Source organism: Paenibacillus validus NBRC 15382 (assembly GCF_004000985.1).
In the GTDB taxonomy this organism is placed as follows: Bacteria; Bacillota; Bacilli; order Paenibacillales; family NBRC-103111; genus Paenibacillus_G; species Paenibacillus_G validus.
Genome location: NZ_BIMH01000022.1, coordinates 72,161 through 79,186 on the forward strand (window position 1 = coordinate 72,161; position 7,026 = coordinate 79,186).

The following is a 7,026-nucleotide window of genomic DNA, read 5'->3' on the forward strand; positions in this document are numbered from 1 at the left end:
GGGCTTAACACTTGATGTTTTTAGATCGATCTAAAAATAGAAAGCTTTAACATCAAAGGTGGGATAACATTGCTGGAATTATTCCTGAATAAGCCAAAGCAAATGGAACTAAGAAGTATGGAAGCATTACCGGCCTTGAAGGACGACGAAGTGAAGATCAGATTGGTGTATGGCGGGATTTGCGGTTCGGATCTTAGTGTGTTTCTGGGGAAATTGACGCATGCTTCTTATCCGCTCCGACCGGGACATGAGCTGCTTGGGCATATCATCGAGGCGGGAAAGAACGTTCCTTACGAGTTGGGGACAAGGATTATCGTCCAGCCTAATTCATACTGCGGTGAATGCGTAAACTGTCTGAACGGCCAAACCAATATTTGTCCGGAGAAGAAGTCGCTGGGCGTGACCGTTAACGGCGGCTTCTCCGAGCAATTTATTATTTCATCGAAGTATGTCATGCCGGTTCCCGACGATCTTCCCGATGAAAGAGCGGTTCTGGTAGAGCCGTTTGCCGTCATTGTGCATGCGTTCAAGAAGGTTCACATAACGAAGGGGACAACCGTTGCTGTTCTCGGGTGTGGAAACGAAGGCATGCTCGCCGTCGCCTTAGCCCATTATTTGGGCGCCGACGTTACGGCGATGGACATCAATCCCATCAAACTGGAGCTCATTAAAACGCTTGGCGACATCAGGGTGATTCACCCGGATGAACTGAAAGGGGAAACGTTTGATATCGTTGTTGAGGCAGCCGGAGCGCAAAGTGCGTTCGAGAACGGGCTGCGGCTTGTGAGGCCAGGGGGGCAAATGATTCTGATCGGACTCACGCCAGAGGCAACCATTCCGGTCATCCGTGTAGTAAGAAGCGAAATCACCTTGTATGGATCGATCATCTACAACATTCCCGATGACTTTCAGCACGCGATGGAATACTTAAGAGATACAAACTTTAACGTCCAGCCGATCGTATCCAAAATCATCCCATTCACCGACTATAAACATGCGTTCGAGGATGCGTTGTCCGGCAACTATGGGAAGGTTCTGTTGGATTTCAAGAAAAATCCTGTATAATTAGTTTAAACCGTTAGTGGAAAAGGTGAGAACTATGAAGCAGGAAAGAGGATCTCGTGTAACCTTGCAGCAGGTGGCCGATCATGCCGGGGTATCGCGGGCAACCGCCTCATTGATCGTACGAGGCAGCAATCTGGTAGCCGAGCGTACACGTAAGAAAGTGCTCGAGTCGATGAAGGAGCTGGGTTATGTATACGATCGCGTTGCCGCGAATTTACGTTCCCGCAACTCATCGACAGTCGGTCTTATCATCACGGAAATTGGCAACCCTTTCTTCTCGGAGCTTCTGGTTGGTGTCCATCAGGAACTGGATACCAAAGGGTATACGGTGATTCTGGGTACTACGTTTGAGTCCGCAGAAAAGCAGGATCAGCTCTTGTCCAAGATGTTGGAGTACAGGGTAGGCGGGGTTATTATGAGCCCTGTTTCAGGAAGCTCCCCGGCTGTCATCGACCGGTTGAAACAATGGGATATTCCTGTGGTCCTTGTAACCAAGGAACCGGCCAACTCGAACTCCGATTATGTCGGAATAGATAACGTGCTTGGAGGAAAGTTGGCTGTCGATTATCTCATTGAGAAGGGGCACCGCAGAATTGCTTTTCTCGGCGGTCCTTCTGAATCCTCCGCAAGGATGGATAGACAACGAGGCTATATACGCGCTCTGCAGCAAGCTGGTTTGCCGTTTGACGATTCATTGGTTGTGACCAGTGCTGCCACACGACAAGGCGGAAGGGAAGCACTGCAGCAGGTCCTTAATCAGCCGAATCCTCCTACGGCGGTATTCTGTTATAACGATGTCGTCGCATTCGGTGTCATGCTGGGCTTGAAGGAAGCCGGCTTGATGCCAGGTCGTGATCTGGCGGTGGTCGGCTATGACAATATTGAAGAGGCGGCGATGACGAGCCCGGCTCTCACGACGGTTATGGCTTCACCCATTCTTGTCGGTACTAATGCGGCGAATCTGCTTCACAAACGGATTATGGGTAATGAAGACCATGTTCAGCGTATTATTTTAAAGCCGGAACTTGTTATTCGCGAATCGTGCTCGATGTGAGCATGAACATCGTGTAAAGCAAACATGCAGCTCGTCAGTTCACCCGGATGCAGCTGTATTTTACCCGCCTGATTTAGATCGATCTAATCTTTGTTTTAATTCAATATGAAAGGAGTGAGCATGGTGGAGAAACCCTATTTAGTCGTCGTGAACGGCCCTAACTTGAACAGGTTAGGTCTCCGCTTACCTGAGCTATACGGTAGTCAAACCTTAAGCGATGTCATTCAGCTTGTTCGCTCCGTTGCAGACACTTATAGAGTCGAAGTTCGAGATATTCAATCCAACCATGAGGGCGCTTTGATCGATTTCCTACAGGAGCACGGTCCGGGCGCCATGGGCATCATTATAAATCCCGGGGCGCTAGGCCATTACGGGGTTGCATTGAGGGACTGCTTGGAGGATATTAAACGGCCGACCATCGAAGTGCATATCACCAACGTTCACATGCGTGAGACATTCCGGCATCATCTCGTATTATCCGCGGTCGTTACGGGACAAATTGTTGGTCTTGGCGTCGATGTGTACCGGTATGCCGCAGAAGCGCTCTGCAATCGAATGAAGCGGGAAGAGGCAGGGGGGCAGCCTTAATGCGGCAAAGCTTACACGATTTCATGCGGGTGGGTATCGTACAATTCATGGTGTTTCCTCAATCGAAATCCAGTGAACATTATGTGCGCACCATTTCTACTATTATTGAGGATGAATTTTTCGACGCTATTGAGATCACCTCCGCTCCCGATCCGGAAACGGCCGATCAGGTTAAACAATTGCTGCAAAGCTCCGGTGTTACAGTGGGCTTTAGTGCGCATCCGGTTTTATTGGGGAATCAAGGAAATCTCAATGCGATGCAGGACGAGGAAAGGAAACGGTCGATTGAGCTGGTGAAAGGAGCTATTGATCAAGCCTATCATCTTGGGGCGGCAAATCTAGCTTTGATGTCGGGGAAAGATCCTGGTCCTGCATGTAGAGAGCGATCGGTCGGATACTTCATTGAATCGATTCAAGACATTTGCAATTATGCGCGTTCCAAAGGCGATTTGGAAATTTTGTTGGAACCGTTCGATCATCAAACGGATTTCCGCTGCTTGATCGGACCTTCCGAATTGGCTGTTGAAGTCGCACAAGAGGTTCGGAAAGTCGATCCTACATTTGGTCTAATGGTTGATCTTAGTCATTTGCCAATGCTGGGCGAATCTCCGTCCGAAGCTTTAACTGCGACAAGAGATTACCTCAAGCATGCGCATATGGGGAACTGCTTGATCCGTAATTCGAATGACCCCTTGTATGGCGATAAACATCCTCGTTTCGGCTACCCGGACAGCGAGATCGGCATTTCAGAATTAGCAGAATATCTTCGTGCGTTGCTTGATATAGGCTACTTACAGGAAGGGAGAAACCGCACGCTTTCATTTGAAATCAAGCCCGCTCCTGGAGAATCCTCGGAGGTGCTTATTGCACAAGCGAAACGCACTCTACGAGCTGCTTGGCAGCAGGTATAGGAAATCTTTTTGGGGGGGTGGGGAGACATTGGACAATTTGAAGATTCGAAATATTTATTGCGTAGGGCGTAATTATTATTCCTTTGCGAAAGAGATGGGAAATGCGATTTCGGAAAGTCCGATCATCTTTTTGAAGCCCACGCATTCGTTGGAGCCCATGAACGGCAGCGTCATCGCGTTGTCCGGAAAGTATGGAGAAGTGAATGGCGAGGCGGAGATCGTACTCCATATGGGCAAAGACTATGTGCCGGGTATTCAGGTTGAAGAGCTGGTTGACAAAATGACCATTGGCATTGATTTTACTTATCGGAATGTATTGAACGAAATCAAGAAAAAGGGGCAGCCCTGGCTTCCTGCCAAAGGGTTTCGGAGCTCCTGCTCAATCGGCGAATTCCGGGAGATTTCCGGGCAGTCCGACCTGACGAAGGATTTTAGACTGATCAAAAACGGGGAAACATTACAGATCGGGAATATCAAAAATATGATTTTCTCTCTTCAAACATTGATTGATTACATTGCCCTAAACTTCGGCCTAGGAACCGGCGATCTCATTTATACAGGGACGCCCGAGGGGATTGGTACACTGCAAGATCATGATCATTTAGAGATTCAATGGGGAGAAGAAATTATCGGTTCATGCCAAATTATATTGAAATCATAATGGAAAGGTGGATTTGATATGTCGCTAGAGTTAGCCCTATTAAGCTCGCATGCACCATCGCTTTTGTACGAGGATAAGGTGCCTGACTTTCAGTTGTCGATCGTGGATGCGTTTCATCAACAGCGGGCAAAAATCAAAGCATTAAAGCCGGATGTCCTTGTTCTTATATCCAGCCATTTTCTTACGAATTGGAATCATTATGTGGATGCTACGCCGTTCCATAAGGGCTTTTTGACAGCAAGGGAACACCCGGATATGATCGCAAACATTCCGTTTGATTATCCGGGGGATGAAGAGCTCGCTAATGACTTAGCTGAAGCGGGAAAACAGGCGGGCATCCCTGTAGTTTCATTTAATGAACCAACCTATATATGGGATTATGGTACGCTTGTCCCGCTTCGGTATTATATACCGGATGGAGATATTCCGGTGATCGATCTATCGTGTAATATGTCTGCCAGTCTGGAAGAGACCTATAGGTGGGGGCAGCAAATCGGCAAGGTGCTTCGGGCAAGCAAGAAACGGACTGTTTTTGCCAGCAGCGGAGCGTTATCGCATCATCTCACTCGCGGCCGCTCAAATATGCCTACGATATCCGAGAAGGCATTGGACGACAGATTCATTCAACTTCTCGTAGAAGGCAACTATGTTACCGCCTGGGAAATGCTTCCTCAGTTCTCAGTGGCTGCTGATGTTGAATCTGGAGGAAGACACGTAGCGGCACTATTAGGAGTTTTAGGTCAAGATGAGTTTCATGCTTCCTATTTAGGCTATGCGCAATCATCCGGCAGTGGAAACCCCCACTTTTTCTTTGAACTTAAGTAAACAAGGAGGAGCTTTCTCAATGAAATATTTTGCAGTGATAACGAATATGTTGGATCTGGAAAAGAATCAGAAATACCGCGAGGAGCATTTGGACTATTTAAAGGATCTTAGCAAAAAAGACCATGTATTCGCGAAAGGAAGGTTTTCCGATGCGAGCGGGGGGCTTGTTATTTATAAGGCGGATACGCTGGATGAAGTGCGATTATTCGTTGAGAACGATCCCTTTATTGTTCAGGGTGCACGCACTTATGAAATTCGCGAGTGGGAAATGAAGCTGGTTGAATAACGTTTGTAAAATTCAAGGGAAATCATTGACAACGCTTACAATAAAAGCTTACAATAATACTATTCTTAGATCGATCCAAAAGCGGAACAGTAAAAAAAACTATGCAAACAGAGGGTTGCTCCAAAGTAGATTTAGATCGATCTAAAATTTGTCATATTGCCTTCAATCATCCGGTTTGAAAGCGCTTAATATCTTCTGGAGGTGACCTGGGAACAAGATTGTGGTTTACTGCTGAAGAGAAATCAAGGGGAATCAGTCTTATCGGTTGTCTGAAGGTCATGAAGATGGCGAGTGCAAACGCCAAAGACCGCTCTTTAACAAGAGGACTTGTTAAGTTCGGCGAAATCGTCGAGAAAGAAACAGGCGGTTCGGTCAAAGTGGAGGTTTTTGCCGATGGGCAATTAGGCGGCGATATTGCCGTATTTGAAGGCATGAAGATCGGATCCATCCAAGGCGCGACCATGTCAACGGGGCCTATCGCTTCATTCGCCAAACGATTCAACGTCTTCGACCTGCCTTTCTTGTTCAAAGATACGGATACGGCCTACAAGGTCCTGGACGGTAAAATTGGCCAGGAGCTATTGAATGATCTGCCTGCTGCGGGCGTCGTCGGATTATCTTATATGGAAAACGGATTCCGTGATCTTACCAATAATAAAAGAGAAGTAAAATCGGTTGACGATGTAAAAGGATTAAAAATCAGAACGCTGGAAAATGAGCTGCATATTGAGCTGTGGAAGACGCTGGGGGCCGTACCTACGCCTATGGCCATTACCGAGTTGTTTACCGCTCTTGAGCAAAGGGTGGTTGACGGACAGGAAAATCCTTCGGGTAACGTGAAGCTCAACAAGTTCTACGAGGTACAAAAATACATAACGAAGACCGGGCATGTCTACAATGCGAGCCCGCTGCTTGTCAGCAATAAATTCTGGGAGCAATTATCCGATAAAGAGAAGGAAGCCTTGAAGAAAGCCGCAACAGAAGCTACGGCCTGGCAGCGCCAGGAGAATCAGAAGGAAACGGCCGACGCGTATGATTTCTTAACGAAGAATAAGATGACGGTCACCACATTGTCACCGGAAGAGAAACAGAAATTTGTTGATAAATTGCAGCCGGTTTACGACAAATACAAGCCAATTATCGGTGAAGATCTCGTTAACAGGTTGTTGGAAGCCGTAAAATAGTTCAGGAACAAGCAGGCTCTTAGGGAGAAATGATTCCTAAGGGCCCTTTAGCAGAAGAACTGGAATCGGAGGAAAGTATGGAAAAGATAACTTCGCTTTCAAAGCTGATTATCAATGTGCTGATGGCGCTGTGTTTAACCGCAATGGCGATCCTCGTATTCGGCAACGTCGTGCTGCGCTATCTCTTTGATTCAGGTATAACGTGGTCGGATGAAATGTCCCGCTTTCTATTCGTATACCTGGTGTTTTTTGGTGCGATTGTAGCGGTAAAAGATAATGAGCATCTTGGCGTCGACACCCTGGTGAAGAAGCTGCCGCCGTTCCTGAAGAGGGTTGTCTATATGGCGAGCAATGCAGTCGTTGTTTACATGCTTTACCTCGTTGGAGAAGGAAGCTGGAAGATGACGCTTCTTAGTGTCCATACGCGCGCTCCGGCCACGCAGCTGCCTCTC

9 protein-coding genes are annotated in these 7,026 nt (G+C 47.4%); all 9 read left to right on the forward strand.

Annotated features, from left to right (window positions below):
- Positions 1–69: 69 nt before the first annotated feature.
- Positions 70–1,065 carry a zinc-dependent alcohol dehydrogenase gene (locus PVA01S_RS15575; protein ID WP_127608378.1) on the forward strand — a complete coding sequence of 332 codons (996 nt, stop codon included), beginning with the start codon at positions 70–72 and terminating at the stop codon, positions 1,063–1,065.
- Between the two features lie 34 nt (positions 1,066–1,099).
- Entirely contained in the window at positions 1,100–2,119 is a 1,020-nt protein-coding gene (locus PVA01S_RS15580; RefSeq protein ID WP_127608379.1) for a LacI family DNA-binding transcriptional regulator, read from the forward strand.
- Between the two features lie 123 nt (positions 2,120–2,242).
- Positions 2,243–2,707, forward strand: a complete 465-nt coding sequence (locus PVA01S_RS15585; protein WP_412760900.1) for a type II 3-dehydroquinate dehydratase — start codon at positions 2,243–2,245, stop codon at positions 2,705–2,707.
- Positions 2,707–3,618 (forward strand): sugar phosphate isomerase/epimerase family protein, encoded by a 912-nt coding sequence (locus tag PVA01S_RS15590; protein WP_127608381.1) that lies wholly within the window; start codon positions 2,707–2,709, stop codon positions 3,616–3,618. The genes PVA01S_RS15585 and PVA01S_RS15590 overlap by 1 nt, the downstream gene beginning before the upstream one ends.
- Before the next feature lie 28 nt (positions 3,619–3,646).
- On the forward strand, positions 3,647–4,279 hold the full coding sequence (locus PVA01S_RS15595; RefSeq protein WP_269058703.1) for a fumarylacetoacetate hydrolase family protein: 633 nt from the start codon (positions 3,647–3,649) through the stop codon (positions 4,277–4,279).
- A gap of 18 nt (positions 4,280–4,297) precedes the next feature.
- Entirely contained in the window at positions 4,298–5,104 is an 807-nt protein-coding gene (locus tag PVA01S_RS15600; RefSeq protein WP_127608382.1) for a DODA-type extradiol aromatic ring-opening family dioxygenase, read from the forward strand.
- A gap of 19 nt (positions 5,105–5,123) precedes the next feature.
- Positions 5,124–5,390 (forward strand): YciI family protein, encoded by a 267-nt coding sequence (locus PVA01S_RS15605; RefSeq protein ID WP_127608383.1) that lies wholly within the window; start codon positions 5,124–5,126, stop codon positions 5,388–5,390.
- A gap of 284 nt (positions 5,391–5,674) precedes the next feature.
- Positions 5,675–6,574 (forward strand): TRAP transporter substrate-binding protein, encoded by a 900-nt coding sequence (locus tag PVA01S_RS15610; RefSeq protein ID WP_244932970.1) that lies wholly within the window; start codon positions 5,675–5,677, stop codon positions 6,572–6,574.
- A gap of 77 nt (positions 6,575–6,651) precedes the next feature.
- Positions 6,652–7,026 (forward strand): TRAP transporter small permease (locus tag PVA01S_RS15615; protein WP_164751856.1); only part of this gene is annotated, 375 nt, incomplete at its 3' end.